Origin of the sequence: Klebsiella sp. 141161 (assembly GCF_050600815.1) — a bacterium.
In the GTDB taxonomy this organism is placed as follows: domain Bacteria; phylum Pseudomonadota; class Gammaproteobacteria; order Enterobacterales; family Enterobacteriaceae; genus Klebsiella; species Klebsiella aerogenes.
The window spans coordinates 593137-615324 of sequence record NZ_JAQIRN010000002.1; the positions used below are offsets into that span (position 1 = coordinate 593137).

The 22188-nt window shown below is 58.7% G+C and carries 17 protein-coding genes; 10 read left to right on the forward strand and 7 right to left on the reverse strand.

The features are described 5' to 3' along the window. The first annotated feature begins 136 nt into the window (after positions 1-136). Positions 137-1516: a putrescine aminotransferase gene (gene ygjG / locus PGR79_RS07410; protein WP_020077886.1), complete on the forward strand. Its 1380-nt coding sequence runs from the start codon at positions 137-139 to the stop codon at positions 1514-1516. Between the two features lie 42 nt (positions 1517-1558). Here the strand turns inward: ygjG and PGR79_RS07415 are convergent, their stop codons facing one another. After that, positions 1559-1891: a tRNA-binding protein gene (locus PGR79_RS07415; protein ID WP_015369597.1), complete on the reverse strand. Its 333-nt coding sequence runs from the start codon at positions 1889-1891 to the stop codon at positions 1559-1561. A gap of 207 nt (positions 1892-2098) precedes the next feature. Between PGR79_RS07415 and ebgR the strand changes: the two genes are divergently transcribed. The 7 genes from ebgR (at position 2099) to ygjK (ending at position 13461) form a co-directional block, all read left to right on the forward strand. Further along, positions 2099-3082 carry a transcriptional regulator EbgR gene (gene ebgR / locus PGR79_RS07420; RefSeq protein ID WP_009485173.1) on the forward strand — a complete coding sequence of 328 codons (984 nt, stop codon included), beginning with the start codon at positions 2099-2101 and terminating at the stop codon, positions 3080-3082. A gap of 208 nt (positions 3083-3290) precedes the next feature. Beyond that, positions 3291-6383, forward strand: a complete 3093-nt coding sequence (gene ebgA, locus PGR79_RS07425; RefSeq protein WP_430921378.1) for a beta-galactosidase subunit alpha — start codon at positions 3291-3293, stop codon at positions 6381-6383. Beyond that, positions 6380-6829: a beta-galactosidase subunit beta gene (locus PGR79_RS07430; RefSeq protein ID WP_004900777.1), complete on the forward strand. Its 450-nt coding sequence runs from the start codon at positions 6380-6382 to the stop codon at positions 6827-6829. The genes ebgA and PGR79_RS07430 overlap by 4 nt, the downstream gene beginning before the upstream one ends. 94 nt (positions 6830-6923) lie before the next feature. Beyond that, positions 6924-8357, forward strand: a complete 1434-nt coding sequence (locus PGR79_RS07435; protein ID WP_087859875.1) for an amino acid permease — start codon at positions 6924-6926, stop codon at positions 8355-8357. A gap of 229 nt (positions 8358-8586) precedes the next feature. Beyond that, positions 8587-10020 carry an amino acid permease gene (locus PGR79_RS07440; RefSeq protein ID WP_015369594.1) on the forward strand — a complete coding sequence of 478 codons (1434 nt, stop codon included), beginning with the start codon at positions 8587-8589 and terminating at the stop codon, positions 10018-10020. Positions 10021-10033: 13 nt separating this feature from the next. Then, a complete protein-coding gene (ygjJ, locus tag PGR79_RS07445; protein ID WP_020317097.1) occupies positions 10034-11092 on the forward strand; it encodes a protein YgjJ in 1059 nt (352 codons plus the stop codon). Between the two features lie 17 nt (positions 11093-11109). Beyond that, a complete protein-coding gene (gene ygjK, locus PGR79_RS07450) occupies positions 11110-13461 on the forward strand; it encodes an alpha-glucosidase (protein WP_430921381.1) in 2352 nt (783 codons plus the stop codon). A 101-nt stretch (positions 13462-13562) separates the two neighbouring features. Here ygjK and lsrG read toward each other — a convergent pair whose 3' ends face one another. Genes lsrG through lsrA form a run of 6 tightly spaced genes read right to left on the reverse strand, consistent with a single transcriptional unit; the run spans position 13563 to position 19275 of the window. After that, complete coding sequence (gene lsrG / locus PGR79_RS07455) at positions 13563-13859, reverse strand: (4S)-4-hydroxy-5-phosphonooxypentane-2,3-dione isomerase (protein WP_004181386.1); 297 nt, start codon at positions 13857-13859, stop codon at positions 13563-13565. Beyond that, positions 13856-14743: a 3-hydroxy-5-phosphonooxypentane-2,4-dione thiolase gene (gene lsrF / locus PGR79_RS07460; RefSeq protein WP_002917724.1), complete on the reverse strand. Its 888-nt coding sequence runs from the start codon at positions 14741-14743 to the stop codon at positions 13856-13858. The genes lsrG and lsrF overlap by 4 nt, the downstream gene beginning before the upstream one ends. An 11-nt stretch (positions 14744-14754) precedes the next feature. Next, on the reverse strand, positions 14755-15756 hold the full coding sequence (lsrB, locus tag PGR79_RS07465; protein ID WP_113373114.1) for an autoinducer 2 ABC transporter substrate-binding protein LsrB: 1002 nt from the start codon (positions 15754-15756) through the stop codon (positions 14755-14757). Between the two features lies 1 nt (position 15757). Beyond that, positions 15758-16756 (reverse strand): autoinducer 2 ABC transporter permease LsrD, encoded by a 999-nt coding sequence (gene lsrD, locus PGR79_RS07470; protein ID WP_308958050.1) that lies wholly within the window; start codon positions 16754-16756, stop codon positions 15758-15760. Next, positions 16757-17791, reverse strand: a complete 1035-nt coding sequence (gene lsrC / locus PGR79_RS07475; protein WP_308958049.1) for an autoinducer 2 ABC transporter permease LsrC — start codon at positions 17789-17791, stop codon at positions 16757-16759. It lies immediately after the preceding gene. Then, on the reverse strand, positions 17788-19275 hold the full coding sequence (gene lsrA / locus PGR79_RS07480; protein ID WP_430921383.1) for an autoinducer 2 ABC transporter ATP-binding protein LsrA: 1488 nt from the start codon (positions 19273-19275) through the stop codon (positions 17788-17790). The genes lsrC and lsrA overlap by 4 nt, the downstream gene beginning before the upstream one ends. 218 nt (positions 19276-19493) lie before the next feature. Between lsrA and lsrR the strand changes: the two genes are divergently transcribed. Continuing rightward, entirely contained in the window at positions 19494-20465 is a 972-nt protein-coding gene (gene lsrR, locus PGR79_RS07485; RefSeq protein WP_064146125.1) for a transcriptional regulator LsrR, read from the forward strand. Between the two features lie 37 nt (positions 20466-20502). After that, entirely contained in the window at positions 20503-22101 is a 1599-nt protein-coding gene (gene lsrK / locus PGR79_RS07490) for an autoinducer-2 kinase (RefSeq protein ID WP_015369587.1), read from the forward strand. Positions 22102-22188: the final 87 nt, after the last annotated feature.

Genomic DNA, 22188 nt, shown 5'->3' on the forward strand with positions numbered 1-22188 from the left:
AGTTATGAGATTAAATTTTGCACATTTGCGCCTTAACTTTGCGTTTATCCCGATTTTCATCGTCGCCGCCAGGCTGGCGTAATCCCTGCAATACTTAATTCAGTATCATGTGATACGCCCCCCCCAGGAGCACATTTTGAACAGGTTACCTTCCAGCGCATCGGCTCTGGCCTGCAGCGCGCACGCACTGAATCTCATTGAGAAGCAATCGCTCTCCCATGACGAAATGAAAGCACTGAACCAGGAGGTGAGAGAATACTTTAAAGAACATGTGAACCCGGGGTTTCTGGAGTATAGAAAATCGGTCACAGCCGGCGGGGATTACGGAGCCGTAGAGTGGCAAGCGGGAGGGTTAAATACGCTTGTCGACACCCAGGGACAGGAGTTTATCGACTGCCTTGGTGGGTTTGGCATCTTCAATGTAGGGCACCGTAATCCAGTTGTGGTATCCGCCGTCGAAAATCAACTCGCGAAACAACCGCTTCACAGCCAGGAGCTGCTGGACCCGCTGCGGGCGATGCTGGCGAAAACGCTGGCGGCCTTAACGCCCGGTAAGCTCAAATACAGTTTCTTCTGCAACAGCGGCACGGAATCCGTGGAAGCGGCGCTGAAGCTGGCAAAAGCCTATCAGTCTCCGCGCGGCAAATTTACCTTCGTCGCCACCAGCGGCGCGTTCCACGGTAAATCGCTCGGCGCGCTTTCGGCCACCGCGAAATCGACCTTCCGCAAACCGTTTATGCCGCTACTGCCGGGCTTCCGCCACGTGCCGTTCGGCGATATTAACGCCATGCGTTCCATACTGAGCGAGTGCAAGAAAACCGGTGATGACGTCGCGGCGGTGATCCTTGAGCCTATCCAGGGCGAAGGCGGCGTGATCCTGCCGCCGGCGGGTTACTTACCGGCGGTCCGTAAACTGTGCGACGAGTTTGGCGCGTTGCTGATCCTCGACGAGGTACAGACCGGCATGGGCCGCACCGGCAAGATGTTCGCCTGCGAGCATGAAAACGTGCAGCCGGATATTCTGTGTCTGGCTAAAGCGCTCGGCGGCGGCGTAATGCCGATCGGCGCGACGGTAGCGACGGAAGAGGTCTTCTCGGTGCTGTTCGATAACCCATTCCTGCACACCACCACCTTCGGCGGCAACCCCCTGGCCTGCGCGGCGGCGCTGGCGACGATCAACGTCTTGCTCTCGCAGAACCTGCCGGCGCAGGCTGAGCAGAAAGGCGATCTGTTGCTGGACGGTTTCCGTCAACTGGCGCGCGAATATCCGGATCTGGTGAATGAAGTCCGCGGGAAAGGCATGTTGATGGCTATTGAGTTTGTCGATAACGAGATTGGCTACAACTTTGCCAGCGAGATGTTCAGACAGCGGGTGCTGGTCGCCGGGACGTTAAACAACGCCAAGACGATCCGCGTTGAACCGCCGCTGACGCTCACCCTCGAGCAGTGCGAGCAGGTACTGAAGGCAGCGCGCAAGGCGCTGGCGGCACTGCGCATTTCGGTCGAAGAGACATAATTCACACCCGACCCTCTCCCGTCGGGAGAGGGTATTTTCGCGTTATACCACCCGCACGCCCGCCGGCATGACGCGTTCCGGCGTCAACAGCACGCTTTCGCTTTCATCCTCGGTTTCCGCGCATAGCAGCATGCACTCAGATGTTTCGCCACGCATTTTGGCTTTCGCCAGATTACACAGCACCACCACCGTTTTCCCCAGCAGTTCCTCTTCGCTATAGTAGGGCACCAGGCTGGTGACCGTCTGCAGCGTGCGGTCGCCGACATCAATCCGCGCGATATACAGCTTGTCGGCATTGTCATGGCGTTTCACCTCGACAATCTTGCCGACGCGCATCTCCAGTTTGGCAAAATCAGCGTAAGCTACGGTATCCATCTCTCACCTCCAGTAAATTTTTACTAAAAGATAGCAATTTTTTGCCGTTCGTCTGCATAATGCTGATAATAATGCTACTTCTGTCACGCTATCGGCGGGGAAAACAGCCCTCGCGCGCAAGCGTTTTTTACTGAAATAAGGTGCAGGACGCGACGCTTGCTTTACAATAGATGGGCAAACATGGGCAACGTCCGATAAAGGAAAAAGATGGCAACGCTAAAAGACATTGCGACCGAAGCGGGTGTTTCGCTGGCGACGGTTTCCCGGGTGTTAAACGACGATCCCACCCTGAACGTAAAAGAAGAGACCAAGCATCGCATTCTCGAGATTGCGGAGAAGCTGGAGTATAAAAGCAGCAGCGCGCGTAAAACGCAGGTCCTTCCCGTCGGCCATCATCATATCCTGGCGCTGTACAGCTACCAGCAAGAGCTGGAAATTAACGACCCTTACTATCTCGCCATTCGCCACGGTATTGAAACACAGTGCGAAAAGCTCGCTATCGAACTCACCAACTGCTATCTCAATAACACCCTGCCAGAGCTGAAAAAGGTCACTGGCGTATTGATTATCGGCCAGCCGACGCGCGAGCTCCGCGAGACCGCCAGCGCGCTGACCGACAATATCTGCTTTATTGATTTCCACGAAGCCGGCAGCCCGTACGATGCGGTGGATATCGACCTGGTACGTATCGCTAAAGAGGTGGTCGACTTCTTTATCCAGCAGGGCGCGTCGCGTATTGGATTTATCGGCGGCCAGGACCAGCCCGGCAAGGCCGATATTCGCGAAGTGGCGTTTGTGGAGTACGGTCAGTTGAAGGGCGTGGTTTCAGCCGATGATATCTGGCGCGGCGGTTTTTCCAGTTCTTCCGGTTATGAGCTGGCGAAGCAGATGCTGGCGCAAGCGGAGTTTCCGCGGGCGCTGTTTGTCGCCTCGGACTCCATCGCCATCGGCGTGCTGCGCGCCATTCACGAACGCGGGCTGGCGATCCCGGAAGATATTTCGCTGATTAGCGTCAACGATATCCCCACCGCGCGCTTTACCTTCCCGCCGCTGTCAACGGTGCGGATCCACTCCGAAATGATGGGTAGTCAGGGGGTGAACCTGCTGATAGAGAAGGCCCGCGATGGCCGCGCCCTGCCGCTTAACGTTTTTGTTCCCAGCGTGTTGAAGCTGCGCGGCACCACCCGTTAATCCAACCCCATCCCGGCGGCGCTACGCTTGGCCGGGCTTCCGGTCCTGGCCGGAACGCCATTCTGTAGGCCGGGTAAGGCGCAGCCGCTACCCGACACAAAGCGGTTCATTTTGTGATCGAGTTAAAGTAAATCATCCCTGGCGATTTTATTTAGTAAAAGTTTTACTAAAATGAGTTTTATCTTATTAAGCCGTTCAGGGAGGCGATATGAATCGCTGGGAAAACCTTCAACTCACTCATGAAAACAGGCTGCCGCCGCGGGCGTATTTCTTCTCTTACGACTCACTGGCCCAGGCGCGGACCTTCGCCCGCGAAACCAGCAGCCGCTTCCTGTCCCTCAGCGGGCAGTGGAACTTTCGCTTCTTCACCAACCCGCTGCTGGTACCGGAGAGCTTTACCTCATGCTATCAGAACGAGTGGGGGCCGATTACCGTACCGGGCATGTGGCAGATGGAAGGCCATGGCCAGTTACAGTACACCGACGAAGGTTTCCCCTTCCCCATCGACGTGCCCTATGTCCCGACCGATAACCCGACCGGCGCCTACCAGCGCCTGTTCACCCTCGGCGACGGCTGGCAGGGCAAACAAACCATCATCAAATTCGATGGCGTCGAAACCTATTTCGAAGTTTACGTTAACGGCCAGTACATCGGCTTTAGCAAAGGCAGCCGCCTGACCGCCGAGTTCGATATCAGCGCGGTGGTGCAAACCGGCGACAACCTGCTGTGCGTGCGCGTGATGCAGTGGGCGGACTCCACCTATATTGAAGATCAGGACATGTGGTGGTCGGCGGGCATTTTCCGCGACGTCTATCTGGTGGGGAAAAATCCGCTGCACGTGCAGGATTTCACCGTGCGCACCGATTTTAACGATGACTACATCGACGCGACCCTCTCCTGCCAGCTGACGCTGGAAAACCTGGCTCCGCAGACGGCGGCGGCGACGCTGGAATATACTCTGTTCGACGGCGAAAAGGCGCTTTATTCGGGCAACGTTGGTCAACTGCAGGTCAGCCAGCAGCTAAACACCGGCTTCACGATTGATGTGAGCGCGCCGCAGCAGTGGTCGGCGGAAAGCCCATATCTCTATCATCTGGTGCTGACGTTAAAGAACGCCGCCGGCGAGGTGCTGGAAATCATTCCGCAGCGCGTCGGTTTCCGCGATATCAAAGTGCGTGACGGCTTGTTCTACATCAACAACCGCTACGTAATGCTGCACGGCGTAAACCGCCACGATAACGACCATCTGAAAGGCCGCGCGGTCGGCATGGATCGCGTGGAAAAAGATCTGCTGTTGATGAAGCAGCACAACATCAACTCGGTGCGCACCGCTCACTATCCGAACGACCCGCGCTTCTATGAAATGTGCGACATTTATGGGCTGTTCGTGATGGCGGAAACCGATGTGGAATCCCACGGTTTCGCCAACGTCGGCAACCTCAGCGCCATCACCGACGATCCGGCCTGGGAACATATCTACGTTGAGCGCATCGTGCGCCACGTTCACGCACAGAAAAACCATCCGTCTATCATCATCTGGTCACTGGGTAATGAATCCGGCTACGGCTGCAACATCCGCGCTATGTACCACGCCACCAAAGCGCTGGATGATACCCGGCTGGTGCACTACGAAGAGGACCGCGATGCCGAAGTAGTGGATATTATCTCCACGATGTATACCCGCGTACCGCTGATGAACGAATTCGGCGAGCATCCGCATGAAAAACCGCGCATTATTTGCGAATACGCCCATGCGATGGGCAATGGTCCCGGCGGATTAACTGAATATCAGAACGTTTTTTACCAGCACGACTGTATCCAGGGCCACTACGTGTGGGAATGGTGCGACCACGGGATTCAGGCCACCGACGATAACGGCGCGGTGTGGTACAAATTCGGCGGCGATTACGGCGACTACCCGAACAACTACAACTTCTGCCTTGATGGGCTGATTTTCTCCGACCAAACGCCGGGGCCGGGCCTGCGCGAATATAAACAGGTCATCGCCCCGGTAAAAGTACAGGCGCGGGATATCTGCCGCGGCGAATTGCGGGTGGAAAACAAACTGTGGTTCTCCACTCTCGATGACTACACCCTGCGCGTAGAAGTCCGCGCCGAGGGCGAAACGCTCTCCAGCCAGTTGCTGAAAGTGAAAGACCTGGCGCCGAACAGCGGCCGCGACCTGCAAATCGCCCTGCCGCAACTCGACGAGCGTGAAGCTTTCGTCAACATCATGGTGACCAAAGATTCGCGCACCCCGTATAGCGAAGCCAATCACGATATCGCCGTCTATCAGTTCCCGCTTAAGGCGCGGACCGCCGCGCGAACTCCGCTGTTAAACGCCAGCGCCACCCCGCTGCAGATTGCCGATGAACGCCTGAACTACACCATCAGCGGCCATAACTTCCGCGTGGTATTCAGCAAGGTCAGCGGCAAACTCAGTGAATGGCAGGTCAACGGCGTCGATCAGGTAACCCGCGAGCCGAAGATTAACTTCTTCAAGCCAATGATTGATAACCATAAACAGGAATACGAAGGGCTGTGGCAGCCGGCCCACCTGCAGATAATGCAGGAGCATCTTCGCGAATTCAGCGCTGAAATAGAGGGTGAAACGGTGATGATCACCACCCGCAGCGTGATTGCGCCGCCGGTGTTCGACTTCGGTATGCGCTGCACCTATCGCTGGCAGATTACGCCACAGGGCCACATCAACGTTGAGCTGGCCGGCGAGCGCTACGGCGAATATCCGCACATTGTCCCGTGCATCGGCTTTATGCTGGGCATTAACGGTGAGTTCGACCAGGTGAACTACTATGGCCGCGGGCCGGGCGAGAACTACGCCGACAGCCAGCAAAGCAACATCATTGATATCTGGCATACCACCGTCGACGATATGTTCGTCAATTATCCGTTCCCACAGAATAACGGTAACCGTCAGCACGTGCGCTGGGCATCGTTCAGCGACCGCCACGGCAGCGGCCTGCTGGTCGTTCCGCGCAATCCGCTCAACGTCAGCGCCTGGCACTTTACGGCAGAAAACCTGCACGCCGCCCAGCACTGCAACGAACTGCAGCGCAGTGATGACATCACCCTGAATATCGATGCGCAACTGCTCGGCCTAGGCTCCAACTCCTGGGGCAGCGAAGTGCTGGATAGCTGGCGCGTCTGGCTCAACACCTTCAACTATGGCTTTACGCTGCTGCCGCTGGAGGGCGGATGCGGCACCTCGCAGGTACTGGCGAACCATAGCTTCGGCGCCGGTTTCTTTTCCCCCGTTGCACACAGCGAGGCTGAACAATGAGAATTCTCGATAATTTAGAACAGTTTAAGCAGGTTTATCATAGCGGCCGCAAATGGCAGCGCTGCGTGGAAGCCATCAATAACATCGACAACATCCGCCCGGGCGTGGCGCATTCCATTGGCGATTCGCTCTCCTATCGGGTGGAAACCGATAGTACGACCGATGCGCTATTTGTCGGCAACCGCCGCTACTTTGAGGTGCACTATTACCTGCAAGGACAGCAGAAAATCGAGTTTGCCGCCAAAGAAAATCTGCAAACCGTCGCCTGCTACCGCGACGAAACCGATCGCGAATACCTGAAAGGGATCGGTGAAACGGTGAAGGTTCACGAAGGGCAGATGGTGATTTGCGATATCGACGAAGCCTACCGCTTTATCTGCGATGCGCCGGTAAAAAAAGTGGTGCTGCGAGTCACGGTTGAAGACGGCTACTTCCTCAATAAGTAAACCCGCGTTAAGCGACAAGGGAGGTCAACGGGTACGCCCGTTGGCCTTTCGGTTCCAGCCCGCTGCGGCGGGTAGATGAATGATTGGAGGACGTATGTCCGAATCTGTACGTGCCAAAATCGGCAAGTTCGCGCTGCTATCGATGGCCTTTACCGCCGTCTTTAACGTGCGAAATATCGTCAATAATAACATTGAGTTAGGGCTCAGTTCCGCGCCTATCTTCTTATTTGCCACTATCGTTTATTTTATCCCGTTCGTGTTTATCATCGCCGAATTCGTCTCGGCCAATAAACACTCTGAATCCGGGATGTACGCGTGGCTGAAGCAGCCGCTGGGCACCCGCGCCGCCTATCTTGGTTCCTTCCTCTACTGGTTTGTGAACCTGTTCTTTTTCCTCTCGCTATTGCCGAACGTGGTGGCCTACGCCTCGTATGCGATCACCGGGTACGCGATCCCCTTCTCGCCGATGGTGACCTCGCTTATCTCCATCGTGCTGTTCGCCATGGCCACCCATATATCCACCAAAGGGGCGACCTGGCTGGGGAAAATTTCCGAATGTGTGGCCTACGGCGTGTTCGCTTTGTTCGCGATTTACGTCGTCGGCGCGCTGACCGCGCTGGGTTCCGGTCACGTCCCGGCGCAGCCGATTACCCTGGCGGCGATGGAGCCGACCATCAACTGGGCGACGCTCGGTATCATGTGCTGGATTTTCCAGGCCGCAGGCGGCGCGGAAACCGTTGCCGCCTACCTCAACGACACCAAGGGCGGGCAGAAATCCTTTATTAAAGTCATCATCACCGCCGGGGTGCTGATTGGCGGTATGTACGCCTTAGGTTCGCTGCTGGTTAACGTCTTTGTCGCCCGTGAAAACCTGACCTACGCCGGCGGAATGGTGGAAATCTTTACCGGTCTCGGCGCCTACTTCCACATTTCTGAAGCGCTGATGGGCCGCTTCGTCGGCATCATCCTGTTTATCGCTATCTTCGGCAGCATGATGATGTGGACCGCCGCGCCGGTCAAAATCCACTTCTCGGAAATCCCGAAGGGTATCTACGGCCAGAAAACCACCGAGCTGAACGCCCACGGCGTGCCGGTACGCGCTGCCTGGTGGCAGTTCCTGTTCGTTTTCCTGATGTTGATTGTTAACGGCTTCGGCTCCGCCAGCGTGCAGCAGATGATGAACACCGCCATTAATCTCACCGCCGGTACCGCCATGCTGCCGCCGCTGTTCATCATGGCCGCCTACTTCGTCTTCCGCTGGAAACACGATGACACGCCGCGCGACTTCCGTATGGGCTCAAGAAAAGTGGGCATGAGCATAGTCACCATGTTGATGGTCATTTTCGTCATCAGCATGACTGCTTCGGCCTTCCCGCCGGGCGTCGATCTGGTTAACGCTTTCTTTATCAACGTCTTTATGACCGCGGTCTTCTCCGGCCTGGCGTGGTGGTGGATCACCCGCTTTGAAAAAAAGCAGCAACGTCTGCGCGCCGCGGCGCCGGTTAACGCTGCTGCCGCCGGTAAATAACGTTCCTGTCGTCCCGTCAGCCCCTCGTCGGCTGGCGGGATTTTTTTATCCCTCGCCTGATTACGTATTACTCAACCTTTTTCGTGATCGAGTTAAAGCTATTCGGTTTCTTTACTTCTATTTACTAAAACTTTTACTAAAATCGACATTAATTCTTAACTACCTCTACCCTACAAACAACACAACCCCCTTCAGCGACCCTCTGAAGGACAATGTGTGGAGATGTGTTATGTCTGATACTAAACGTAATACCATCGGCAAGTTCGGCCTGTTATCGCTAACCTTTGCCGCCGTTTACAGTTTCAATAACGTCATCAACAACAATATCGAACTGGGGCTGGCGTCGGCGCCGATGTTCTTCCTCGCCACCCTGTTCTACTTCATTCCGTTTTGCCTGATTATCGCCGAGTTCGTATCACTGAATAAAAACTCCGAGGCCGGAGTTTACGCCTGGGTGAAAAGTTCGCTCGGCGGCCGTTGGGCGTTTATCACCGCCTATACCTACTGGTTCGTAAACCTGTTTTTCTTCACCTCGCTGCTGCCGCGCGTAATCGCCTATGCCTCTTACGCCTTCCTCGGCTACGAATACATTCTGACGCCGTTCGCCACCACCGTGTTGAGCATGGCGCTGTTCGCTTTCTCCACCTGGATCTCCACCAACGGCGCGAAAATGCTGGGGCCTATCACCTCCGTCACCTCATCGCTGATGCTGCTGCTGACGCTCTCCTATATTTTGCTGGCCGGTACCGCGCTGGTGGGCGGCGTGCAGCCAGCGGATCCGATCACCGTCGAGGCGATGATCCCTAACTTCAACTGGGCGTTCCTCGGTATTACCACGTGGATCTTTATGGCGGCGGGCGGCGCGGAATCGGTGGCGGTGTACGTCAACGATGTGAAAGGCGGCTCTAAATCCTTCGTCAAAGTGATCATTCTTGCCGGGATCTTCATCGGCGTGCTGTACTCGATCTCCTCCGTACTGATCAACGTCTTCGTCAGCAGCAAAGAGCTGAAGTTTACCGGCGGATCGGTGCAGGTGTTCCACGGCCTGGCGGCTTATTTTGGCCTGCCGGAAATTCTGATGAACCGCTTCGTCGGCCTCGTTTCGTTTACCGCGATGTTTGGCTCGCTGCTGATGTGGACCGCCACCCCGGTTAAAATTTTCTTCTCGGAAATTCCCTCCGGCATCTTTGGTAAAAAAACCGTCGAGCTCAATGAGAACGGCGTCCCGGCGCGCGCGGCCTGGATCCAGTATCTGATCGTTATTCCGCTGATGATCATCCCGACGCTGGGATCCAACACCGTGCAGGATCTGATGAACACCATCATCAACATGACCGCTGCCGCTTCCATGCTGCCGCCACTGTTCATCATGCTGGCCTACCTCAACCTGCGCCGCAAACTCGACCATCTGCCGCGCGATTTCCGCATGGGCTCGCGTACTACCGGCATCGTGGTGGTATCCATGCTGATTGTGATTTTCGCCATCGGCTTCGTCGCCTCAACCTTCCCAACCGGCGGCAACATCCTGACCATTATTTTCTACAACGTCGGCGGGATCGTGATTTTCCTTGGCTTCGCGTGGTGGAAATACAGCAGATACGTCAAAGGATTAACCCAGGAACAACAACAAATAGAAGCGGCTCCGGCTTCCCATACCTCTTAAATACCTTAAAAAAATGAAAACTAACTCTTACTTATACGGGGCACTCGTTGCCCTGGCTTTTTGCGCCCCTGCGGCGGCCGCTGAGACTGTCCATCCGGCCGAGCACGACGATACCAAAACGCCGGAATTAACCACCACCTCCTATCGCTTTTACGGCGAGTTAGGGGTTGGCGGATACATGGATTTAGAAGGCGAGGACAAACATAAATACAGCGATGGCACCTATATCGAGGGCGGGCTGGAGGTCAAAAACGGCCACTGGTTCGGGCTGATCTACGGCGAAGCCTGGACGGTACAGGCCGATAGCCAGGGCAATGCCTGGACGCCGGGCCACAGCTGGGGCGGCGTGGAAGGCGGCCTTAACCGCCTCTATGGCGGCTATAAAACCGATAACAACACCGAGATCATGCTCAGCCTGCGCCAGGACTCGTCACTGGACGACCTGCAGTGGTGGGGCGACTTTACCCCCGATCTGGGTTACGTGATCCCCAATACCCGCGACATCATGTACGCGCTGAAGGTACAAAACCGCAGCGGCGATTTCCGCTATAGCGTCACCGCCACGCCGGCCGGGCATCACGATGAAAGCAAGGCCTGGCTGCACTTCGGCAAATACGATCGCTATGACGATAAGTACACCTATCCGGCGATGATCAACGGCTACGTGCAGTACGACATCGTCAAAGACGTCACCTGGATGAACGGCCTTGAAGTGACCGACGGCACCGGACAGCTATTCCTGACCGGCGTTCTGTCGCCCAATCTGGCCTTCCGCGCCTGGCACCATACCGGCCGCGCCAAAGGGCTGGATGTTCCCGGCAGCGAAACCGGCTTTATGGCCAGCGCCATGTATGAAGCATTAAGCGGGCTCTACTTCTCCACCGCATACAGCTACGCCAAACACCGCCCGGACCACGCCGCTGATGAAACCACCGCGTTTATGCAATTTGGCATCTGGTACGAATACGGCGGCGGGCGTTTCGCCACCGCCGCCGACAGCCGTTTCTATACCAGCAACGCCAGCGGCGACCCGAGCGACAAAATTTTCCTGATGCAATACTTCTACTGGTAACAAGGAGCCGAGATACCATGAACTTCACCACTACGCTGACGCCGCTGGCCTGCGCGCTGATGCTGAGTTTTTCCGCCCATGCCGTCACCGCGCAGGCGTTTAAAAACGTCATCGACCGCAGCGGCGCGCCGCAGTATATGCAGGATTTCGACGCCGATGACCACCAGCGCTTCAACCCCTTTTTCGACCTCGGGGCGTGGCACGGCCACCTGCTGCCCGACGGCCCGGCGACCATGGGCGGCTTCCCCGGCCCGGCGCTGCTGACCGAAGAGTACATCAACTTTATGGCCACCAACTTCGATCGCCTGACGGTGTATCAGAACGGCAAAAAGGTCGATTTCACCCTGCAGGCCTGGAGCCTGCCCGGCGCGCTGAAACAAACGCTGACCGCCCCCGGCGTGAAGGTGGAGATGACGCTGCGCTTCGCCAGCGCCCACACTTCACTGCTGGAGACCAAAATCACCAGCAACACTCCACTGAAGCTGGTGTGGGATGGCGAACTGCTGGAAAAACTGGCCGCCAAAGAGGGTAAAGCGCTATCGGACAAAACCATTGATGAAGCCTTCCCGGACTATCAGCGCCGTCTGAACGCCACGCCCGACGGCCTGACAGTGAGCTTTGGCAAGGTTCGCGCCGCCTCCGACCTGATGACCTCCGGCGAATCGCAGTATCAGATCCACCGTTCACTGGCAACCAAGACCCGTATCGACGGTCACAGCTTCACCAGCAGCGCGGAGATCCGCGGCTCCACCACCCTCTACACCACCTATTCGCACCTACTCACCGCGGAGCAAGCGCGGCGGGAAAAAGCGCAGATCCGCGATATTCTGGCGCGGCCGGCTTACTATCTCACCGCCTCCGAACAGCGCTGGGACGGCTATCTGCAAAAAGGGCTCAGCAACCCCGACGCTACCGCCGAACAGACCCGCGTGGCGGTGAAAGCCATTGAGACGCTCAACGGCAACTGGCGCGCGCCGGGCGGCGCGGTGCATTACCACACCGTCACCCCATCCGTGACCGGCCGCTGGTTCTCCGGCAACCAGACCTGGCCGTGGGATACCTGGAAACAGGCCTACGCCATGGCCCACTTCAACCCGGATATCGCCAAAGAGAATATCCGCGCCGTCTTCTCCTGGCAGATTAAAGCCAATGATAAGGTGCGCCCGCAGGATGCCGGATTTGTGCCCGACCTGATTGCCTGGAACCTGAGCCCTGAGCGCGGCGGCGACGGCGGCAACTGGAACGAACGCAACACCAAGCCAAGCCTCGCGGCCTGGTCGGTAATGGAGGTGTATAACGTCACCAAAGATAAAGCGTGGCTGGAAGAGATGTATCCGAAGCTGGTGGCCTATCACGACTGGTGGTTGCGCAATCGCGACCATAACGGTAACGGCGTGCCGGAATATGGCGCGACCCGCGATAAGGCGCACAACACCGCCGACGGCGCCATGCTGTTCACGGTGAAAAAAGGGCAAACCGAGCAGACGCTTTCCGGCCTTAGCGCCTACGAACAGGTGACGGCCAAAGGCGATTACGACAGCCTCGAAATTCCGGCGCAGGTAGCGGCGTCGTGGGAGTCCGGACGCGACGATGCGGCGGTATTTGGTTTTATCGATAAAGAACAGCTGGATAAATACGTCGCCAACGGCGGCAAACGCAGCGACTGGACGGTGAAATTCGCCGAAAACCGCGACCGTGACGGCAACCTGCTGGGGTATTCGCTGCTCCAGGAATCGGTCGATCAGGCCAGCTATATGTACAGCGATAACCACTATCTGGCGCAGATGGCGACGATTCTTGGCAAAGCGGAGGAAGCAAAGCGCTATCAGGCGCTGGCGGCGAAGCTGGCGGATTATATCAATACCTGCATGTTCGACCCGCAGACTCGTTTCTATTACGACATTCGTATCGAAGAACAACCGCTGGCTAACGGCTGCGCCGGTAAACCGATCGTCGAGCGCGGCAAAGGGCCGGAAGGCTGGTCGCCGCTGTTTAATGGCGCGGCGACGCAACAACATGCTGACGATGTGGTTTCGGTGATGCTCGACCCGAAAGAGTTCAACACCTTTGTGCCGCTGGGTACCGCCGCGCTGACCAACCCGGCCTTTGGCGCCGATATTTACTGGCGCGGACGGGTGTGGGTGGATCAGTTCTGGTTCGGCCTGAAGGGAATGGAGCGCTACGGTCATCGCGATGAGGCGCTGAAGCTGGCGGACGCCTTCTTCCAGCACGCCAAAGGCTTAACCGCCGATGGCCCGATTCAGGAGAACTACAATCCGCTGACCGGCGCCCAGCAGGGGGCGCCCAACTTCTCATGGAGCGCAGCGCATTTATATATGTTGTATAACGAGTTTTTCCGTAAGCCGTAGCGTTTTCCCCTCATCCTAACCCTCTCCCACAGGGAGAGGGAACCGTTCGAAGCCGCTTTTCTCCCTCTCCCCTGGGGAGAGGGTCGGGGTGAGGGCTCGTCTCACACCTGCGGTAACAGGCCGATAAAGCTGCGCTTCTGCCGCGGCTGCGACATCATCTCCTCCAGCTTTTCGACGCAGGCTAAATAGTGCGGCGTCTTCTTATGCGCCAGCACCGCCTCATCGTCTTTATAGGCTTCGTAGATAAAAAAGCGAGTTTTCACCTCGGGATCCTGCAGGACATCAAAGCGCAGGTTGCCCGGTTCCCGCAGCGCGCCTTCGTGGTTGGCGCGAAACACCTCGAGAAACTCATCCACCCGCTCGGGTTTAATATTGATCTCCACCAGCGTGACGTTCATTTCAGCTCTCCCTGTTTCTCTTCCTGCCAGAACTGATACGCTTCGCGGGCGTTCAGATTCTCATGCACCACCTTTTTCACCGCCTTCAGCATCGCGCGCGGGGCGCTGGACTGGAAGATATTGCGCCCCATATCCACCCCGGACGCCCCCTGGTCGATCGCCCGCCAGCACATCTCCAGCGCCTCATGCTCCGGCAGTTTTTTACCGCCGGCGATGACGATCGGCACCGGACAGCTGGCGGTTACTTTTTCAAAGCCTTCCTCAACGAAATAGGTCTTCACAAACTGCGCCCCCATTTCGGCGGCAATCCGGCTGGCCAGCGAGAAGTAGCGCGCGTCGCGGGTCATCTCTTTGCCGACGCCGGTAACCGCCAGAACCGGCATACCGTAGCGATTACCGGCATCCACCAGTTTGATGATGTTATTGATCGACTGATGTTCGTATTCGCTGCCGATATAGACCTGCGCCGCCACCGCGCAAACGTTGAGACGCAGCGCGTCTTCCATCGCCACCGCCACGCATTCGTTGGAGAGTTCGCTCAAAATCGAATTACCGCCGGAGGCGCGCAGCACCACCGGCTTATTGGTGGCCGCCGGTACCTGGCTGCGCAATACGCCGCGGGTGCACATCAGCACGTCGGTGTCGGCAAACAGCGGCGCAATCGACAGGTCGATACGCTCAAGCCCGGTCGTTGGCCCCTGGAAGTAGCCGTGATCGAAGGCCAGCATCACCGTGCGATTGCTGTGCGGATTAAAGATGCGCGCCAGCCGCGACTGCATGCCCCAATCTAGCGAGCCGCAGCCTTTCAGGGTATACAGCGTGTTCTGCTGCGGGCGGTCGATACCGAAGTCCTTACCCTCTTTGATGTCGTCTAAATCAGCCATCTCATCCTCCGTCAGAAGTCGTAGTTGTTGATGTTCTCTTTGCTGAACACCACGCGTTCCGGCAGCAGCACGATACCGTTGCCCTTCGCCTCATACTGGTAACCCTGTACGCTGTTCGGCTCGACCTTAAGCGGGCCGATATCTTTCACCTCAACGCTGTCGCCTACGTTAAGATCGCCCTTTTTCAGCAATCGATCGGCGACGTTAACCGCAATTTTGCCCTGCTGAACCACATCCCACAGACCAAAGGCTTTCACCGTGCCGCGCTCAACGTACGGGCGCATCACGTTCGGTGTACTAAAGCCGACGATCGCCACGCCCTGACGCTTGAGGTTCTCCGCCGCCTGCGCCGCCGCCGGCAGCGCATTGGCATCCGGCGCGATAATGGCATCGAGATCCGGATAGGCTTTTAAGATCCCCTCGGCGGTTTGCAGCGATTTGGTGGCATCGTTATAGCCGAACTGGGTGGTGACGATTTGCCACTGCGGATGCTCTTTTTCGATTTTGGCTTTGGCTTCCTTCACCCACTGGTTCTGGTCGGTCACCGTTGGGCTGGAGTAGAAAAACGCGACTTTGGCGGCAGGTTTGCTGACCTGCTTTTCCGCCATCTCGACCAGCAGGCCGCCGAGCTGCTGCGGCGTGCCCTGGTTGATATAGATGCTGCGGCACTCCGGCTTGGTATCGGAATCCCAGGTCAGGACTTTCACCCCGCGCTGCATCGCCCGCTTCAGCGCTGGGCACAGGCCATCCGGCGAGACGGCGGAGACGATAATGGCGTTGTAGCCCTGGTTGACGAAGTTGTTGATAAGCTGCACCTGGCCGGAGACGCTGGGCTCGGTTGGGCCGTCATAGGTGACATCCACGCCCAGCGCTTTCCCCGCCTCTTTCGCGCCGTTGCCGCCGCTGGTAAAGAAGCCGACGCCGACCAGCTTAGGAATAAAGGCGATGCGGTCCGCCGCCTGGGCGGTGACTACGCTCATCGCCAACGCCAGCACGATCAGTTTTAATTTCATTTTATGCTCCGATTGTTTTATGCGAGAAAAGACGCCGCCAGGTCGCGCGCACCCATTCACGGTGCAGGCTCAGCGAGCGCCCCATCACCACCACAACCAACAGCGCCCCTGACAGCGCGCTCGACACCTGGTTGGGGATGCCGACCATCTGTAAACCCTGTTGCAGATACCCCACCAGCAACGCCGCCAGCGCGGTACCCAGTATCGATCCCGAACCGCCGTATATATTGGCCCCGCCGAGCACCGCCGCGGTCAGCGCCGGCATCAGCAGGTCGCGGCCTAAATCCGAACGCGCCGAACCGAAATAGGAGACCATCACCAGCGCCGCGACCGCCGAGGCGACGCCAACCAGGCCATACAGCACGTACGGGATGCCGTTCACCGACAGCGCGGCATAGCGCGCGGCGCGCGAATTTTGCCCGAGTAAAAAGAGATGGCGGCCAAAGCGACCGCGATGGGCCAGCAGCCAGAAGAAAAAGGTGATAATCGCGAACAGCACCAGCGGTAGCGGCAGTCCGGCGAAAGTTAAATTGGCGAAGGCGGTGAAGCTATCGGGGAAGCCGCCAATCCCCTCGTAACCGGTCGCGCCGGCCATGCCGGAAAGCAGCAGCGCGCCGCCGCCGTACAGATACAGCGTCCCGAGGGTGATCACCAGCGGGCTGATGCCGGTGTAGTGAATCAGCGCGGCGTTGAATAACCCGCACAGCAGCCCCAATAGCAACGTCAGCGATACCGCCAGCCACAGCGGCCAGCCCGCCTGGGTCATCACCCCGAGGGCGATGGCGCACAGGCCGATGGTCGAGCCCAGCGAAATATCGATTCCGCCGCTGATGATCACCAGCGTCAGCGGCAGCGCGACGATGCCGATGCAGATAAAGTCGCTGGTGCTAAAGAGCAGCATATTGAGATCCAGCATGCGCGGATTCAACGCGCCGAATAGCAGGATTTCCGCGATCAGTAACGCCAGCAGCGCGCTTTCCCAGTTAAGCTTCAGCTTCATTTAAGCCACCTCTTTGCTTTTGCGTTCGGGAAAGCGGGCAACCTGTTTGCCCCCTTTGTTACCGGGCTGGAAACGGCTGTACTTTAGCGCCCGTTGATGGCGGGCCAGCGCCTGGCGCAGGCGGCCATCAAGCACCAGCACGCCGAGCAGCACCAGGCCGGCGATAAAGTCATTCCACCAGGCGGGAAGGCGGAACAGCACCAGCACGGTGTCGATTTGGGTGAGGAAAAAGGCGCCGAGAAACGCGCCGAGCAGCGTACCGGTGCCGCCGAGCAGCGAGATCCCGCCCAGTACGCAGGCGGCGATGGCTTTCATCTCCAGCCCGCTGCCGGTCTGATTAGGCACAAAACCAATTTGCGCGGCGAAGACGATCCCAGCGCAGGCCGCCAGCATGCCGTTGAGGGTAAAGGCCAGCATCCGCGTACGGTTGACCGCCACGCCCAGCTGACGCGCGGCGGCGAGATTATCGCCAACGGCGTAAAAATCACGACCAAAGGCGGTGCGCGACAGCAGCCAGCCGCCCGCCAGCAGCAGCGCCAGCACCAGCCAGCCCAGCGGCGACACGCCAATAAACGCGGGCTCCGAGAGCGATTTCAGGCTGTCGGGCAAGCCCTCGATCCATTTCCCGCCGGTCCACAGCAACATCACTCCGCGATACAACCCCAGCGTACCGAGCGTCGCGACGATCGCCGGAATGCGCAGCCCCACGACCAGCAGGCCGTTAAAAGCCCCGGCCAGCGCGCCAATCGTCAGCGCGAAGGCGATAGCCGTCGCCAGCCCGTAACCGTTGTTCAGCGCCACGCCGACGGCGATGGCGCACAGCCCAACGGTCGAGCCTACCGACACATCAATATTGCGGGTCAGCATCACCAGCGTCGCGCCCAATGCCAGCAGGCAGAGGATCTGCGAGCTGGCGAAAATCATCGCCAGGGTCTGCAGGCTGAAATAGGCTGGATTGAGCGCCACCAGCACGATAAAGAGCGCCACGATGGCAAAGAAGGCGCTCAGTTCGCGATTCTTCAGTAACGTTTTCATGCCTGCCCTCCGAAGGCCAGGGTCATCATGCGATCGACGGTCACCGCCTGCCGCGCCAGCTCGCCGCTGTAGCGGCCCTGATGCATCACCAGCACCCGGTCGGCAAGGCCGACGAACTCATCCAGATCGGAGGAGATCATCAGCACCGCCACGTTTTGCGCGGCAACGCTTTTTAGCAGTTGATAGATATCGGCGCGGGCTGAGACATCCACGCCGCGCGTCGGCTCATCGACAATCAGCAGCAACGGATTAGCTTCCAGACAGCGAGCCAGCAGTACCTTCTGCTGGTTGCCGCCAGAGAGCGTGCGCACCGGCTGATCGCCATCGGCCAGCTTGATCCCCAGCGCCCGGTGATAGCGCTCAACCACCGCCGCCTCCCGTTTCCCCTGCTGCCACCATGACGGCTGATTGAACATCACCGTGTTCCAGCGCACCGGCGCATCAAGAAACAGCCCCGAGACCTGACGGTCTTCCGGCAGATAAACCAGTCCGCTGGCCAACCTGGCGCGGGTGCTGTCGCGGCTAATCTCGCGGTTCTCCAGCCAGATCCGCCCGGCGCGCGGTGGGCGCAGGCCGTATAGGGTTTCGGCAAATTCGGTGCGCCCGGATCCCACCAGCCCGGCCAGACCGACGATCTCTCCGGCGCGGATCTCCAGATTGAGATCGATAAAACCTTCTCCGGTGAGATCTTCCACCCGCAGCACGGGAAAGTCCTGCGGTTGCGTACGGCGGTTACCCGGTAGCGACAGCCACAGCTTTTGCGTGTCGCTCAGCGTATGGTCGCGGCTGACCGGCGTCATCGCGTTAATCAGTTGCTCATCGCGGTATGCCGCGGTCTCGCCGCTCAGCACCACCGCGCCGTCGCGCATCACCGAAATATGGCTGGCAAGCTGGCGGATTTCGGGCAATTTGTGTGAGATAAAGACGATCCCAACGTCCAGCGCCTGTAACGCGCGGATCTGGCTAAACAGTCTCTCGGTTTCACCCGGCGTTAAAGAGGCGGTGGGTTCATCAAGGATCAGGATCCTGGCTTCGCGCATCAGCCCGCGCAGGATCTCGACCATCTGTTGATCGGCCACCTCGAGCGTGCTGGCGCTGGCATCGAGGTTGATCTGGCAGTTCAGCTGCTGCAGTTTGTCCTGCAACCGCGCGGCGGTATCCGCCCGCTTCGGCAAGCGGAAGAGAATATTCTCGCGCACGCTGAGGTTGGGAAACAGCATCGGCTCCTGCGGCACCAGATAGATGCCAAGCTGGTGCGCCAGCGCCGGGCTGAGGCGCGCAAACGCGCGGTCGCCGATCGTCAGTTCACCGCTGTCCGGCGTTTCAACACCGGCGATGATCTTCATCAGCGTCGATTTACCCGCGCCGTTCCCCCCCATCAGCGCATGCACCTGTCCCGCGCCTAGCGTGAAATCGATGCCTTTCAGCACCGCAACGCCGGAGAACTGTTTGCAAATCTGGCGAGCTTCAAGCAGTGGCTTCATCGTCGCGCCTCGATTGAACAAATGATTTTTAGATTTAATAATGTTCAAAAGCGTAGACCGTGAACTATATTTACAACCGTGCGAAGATCACAGTTTGGCGCTTTAGATTGTCAGGAAATAAGGCGCCAGCGATGAAAGATCCGTTTTGCCAGTCGGCTCACACTTTCCGACCGCGCAATAGCGAACATATGATCTAAATTTTTATAAGAGTTCAATTTATGAGCGAAAAACGCATTACGGAAGAGAACCGCTACGCCGGGCTGGCGTTAGCCGAGGAAGAGCTGGTGGCGCGGGTGGCGTGGTGCTACTACCACGACGGCCTGACGCAAAATGACATCGGCGAGCGTTTGGGGCTGCCGCGGCTGAAGATTTCCCGTCTGCTGGAGAAAGGCCGCCAGTCCGGGGTGATCCGCGTGCAGATCAACTCGCGCTATGAGGGCTGTCTGGCGCTGGAAAGTGAACTCCAGCAGCGTTTTGGCCTCAAGATTGCCCGCGTGCTGCCGGCGCTCAACACCCCGCCGATGAATACCCGGCTGGGTATCGGCGCGGCGCAGTCGCTGATGGGCATTCTGCAACCGGGGCAATTATTGGCAGTCGGTTTCGGCGAAGCCACCATGAGCTGCCTGCAGCATCTCAGCGGCTTTATCGGCTCGCAGCAGGTGCGGCTGGTGACCCTCTCCGGCGGCGTCGGCCCCTATATGACCGGCATCGGCCAGCTTGATGCCGCCTGCAGCGTCAGCATTATTCCGGCGCCGCTGCGGGTCTCTTCGGCGGAGGTCGCCGAGATCCTGCGCCGCGAGTCGAGCGTGCGCGACGTGATGCTGGCGGCGATGGCGGCGGACGCGGCGGTGGTTGGCATTGGCGCCATCGATCAGCGGCGCGACGCCACCATTTTACGCTCCGGCTATATCAGCGAGGGCGAACAGCTGATGTACGCGCGCAAAGGCGCGGTCGGCGACATTTTAGGTTATTTCCTGCAGGCCGACGGCCGGCCGGTAGAAGGACTGGAGATCCATCGGGAACTGCTCGGCGTAACCCTGGATGAGCTGGCGCAGCTGCCAACCATTGTCGGCGTCGCCGGGGGAGAACAAAAAGCGCAGGCGATTCATGCCGCTCTGATTGGCAAGCGCATTAATGGCCTGGTAACGGAAGAGACAACAGCACGCGCGGTGCTCGCACTGGCCTCCTGACGGCCTGGCGCCGCGCGACAACAGCGAGGCGCATGTCATGAGTTACCTGTTAGCGTTAGATGCCGGGACCGGCAGCATTCGGGCGGTCATTTTCGATCTTAATGGCCGCCAGCTGGCGGTAGGCCAGGCCGAATGGAAACACCTGAGTGTCGATAACGTCCCCGGCTCGATGGAGTTCGACCTTACCACCAACTGGCAGCTGGCCTGCCAGTGCATTCGCCAGGCGCTCGACGCCGCCCGGCTCTCTGCCGCTGACATTCAATCCGTCGCCTGCTGTTCGATGCGCGAAGGGATCGTCCTCTATGACCGCGACGGCGAGGCCATCTGGGCCTGCGCCAACGTCGATGCCCGCGCCAGCCGCGAAGTGGCGGAGCTTAAGGAGATCCACGACTATCGTTTTGAATCCGAGGTGTACGAGGTCTCGGGACAAACCCTGGCGCTTAGCGCCATGCCGCGCCTGCTGTGGCTGGCGCACCACCGCCCCGATATCTACCGCAAAGCGGCAACCATCACCATGATCAGCGACTGGCTGGCGGCGAAGCTATCCGGCGAGCTGGCGGTCGACCCGTCAAACGCCGGCACCACCGGCATGCTCGACCTGTTCAGCCGCGACTGGCGTCCGGCGCTGCTGGATATGGCCGGACTGCGCGCCGATATGCTGTCGCCGGTCAAAGAGACCGGTACCCTGCTGGGCGCCGTCACCGAAGCGGCGGCGCAGCAGAGCGGCCTGCGCGCCGGGACGCCGGTGGTGATGGGCGGCGGCGACGTCCAGCTCGGCTGCCTGGGCCTTGGGGTGGTGCGCGCCGGGCAAACCGCGGTACTTGGCGGCACTTTCTGGCAGCAGGTGGTCAACCTGCCGCAGGTGCGTACCGATCCGCAGATGAATATTCGCGTTAATCCTCATGTCATTCCCGGCATGGCGCAGGCGGAATCGATCAGCTTCTTTACTGGCCTGACCATGCGCTGGTTTCGCGACGCCTTCTGCGCTGAAGAAAAACTGATTGCCGAGCGGCTCGGCGTCGATGCCTATTCGCTGCTGGAAGAGATGGCCAGCCGCGTGCCAGCCGGTTCCCATGGCGTGATGCCTATTTTTTCCGACGCTATGCACTTTAAGCAGTGGTACCACGCCGCGCCGTCGTTTATTAACCTCTCCATCGATCCGGAGAAGTGCAACAAAGCGACCCTGTTCCGCGCGCTGGAGGAGAACGCGGCGATTGTCTCCGCCTGCAACCTGGCGCAGATTTCGCAGTTCTCTGGGGTGACATTCGAGAGCCTGGTGTTTGCCGGCGGCGGCTCTAAAGGCGCGCTGTGGAGCCAGATCCTCAGCGACGTCACCGGCCTGCCGGTGCGGGTGCCGGTCGTCCGCGAGGCCACCGCTCTGGGCTGCGCCATCGCCGCCGGAACCGGCGCCGGACTGTATGGCGATATGGCCAGTACAGGAGAACGGTTAGTGAGCTGGCACCGCGAGTTCACCCCAAATCCGCAGCATCGCGAGCTGTATCAGGAGATGATGAGCAAGTGGCAGACGGTGTACGCCGATCAGCTTGGCCTTGTCGATAGCGGGCTGACAACATCGATGTGGCAGGCACCGGGCCTGGAGCGCCGCCAGCGCGTAGCGTCTTCCCCGTCACCCTAACCACCGGTACCGATCCGCCTTTCCCCCTCTCCCTCTGGGAGAGGGCCGGGGTGAGGGACAACGATTTCCGTTCTTTGAATCCCATCA